The sequence below is a fragment of the Bartonella sp. CE47NXGY genome (assembly GCF_042195415.1).
GTDB lineage: Bacteria > Pseudomonadota > Alphaproteobacteria > Rhizobiales > Rhizobiaceae > Bartonella.
The window spans coordinates 1-667 of sequence record NZ_JBHIOI010000239.1 but is presented as its reverse complement, the minus strand read 5'-3'; the positions used below and the strand labels follow the sequence as shown (position 1 = coordinate 667).

Sequence of the window (667 nt, the reverse complement as noted above, 5' to 3'; positions counted from 1 at the left end):
ATGTGCTCGCTATGCTTTCGGGCTTTCCGGTATTTATGAAGAAGATGAAGCAAAACGTATCAATGAAACAAACCATAGCATTCCAAAACAATTGGTTTCTCAAGATATGCTTATAAAAATCGAAGAATTAATCGAACAAACAGAATCGGATAAAAATAAGCTTCTCTCTTATGCAAAAGTAGAAAAGCTAACAGATATGTCTTGTGAAACAGCAGACGACGTTTTGAAAATATTAGAAAGCAAGCCAAGAATTCAAAGAGAAAGCGCTCTACAATCTCTCCCACCACAAGAGAAAACATACGTTCCTATACAAGATGCCGAATATATTCACGTCCAAGATATAGAATATGTATCACAAGAACAAAGAACGGCGGTGTGATATGGAACAAAGAACAGCAGAATGGTTTCAAGCGCGCTTGGGTAAAGTCACCGCATCTAATGTTTACAACATTATCAGTAAGACAGCAAAAGGATTGCCTACGAGCAAATATGAAGACTACAAAATCAAACTCATAACAGAGCGCTTAACAGGCGAAACAAGCCCTTATTATGAAACTGAAGATATGAGATGGGGTATTGAACATGAAGAAGATGCCTTGAGAGAATATGGCTTCATTTATGATGCCAATATAACAAAGTGCGGCTTTATCCAACACCCCACAATAGA

General features: G+C 37.5%; 1 protein-coding gene and 1 pseudogene. Both read left to right on the top strand.

What is annotated here, in order from left to right; translation table 11 throughout:
* Positions 1-379 (top strand): annotated as a pseudogene (locus ACFIL3_RS10865) (recombinase); the annotation flags it as partial.
* 1 nt (position 380) lies between these two features.
* A partial coding sequence (locus ACFIL3_RS10860) for a YqaJ viral recombinase family protein (RefSeq protein WP_375682281.1) occupies positions 381-667 on the top strand: 287 nt, incomplete at its 3' end.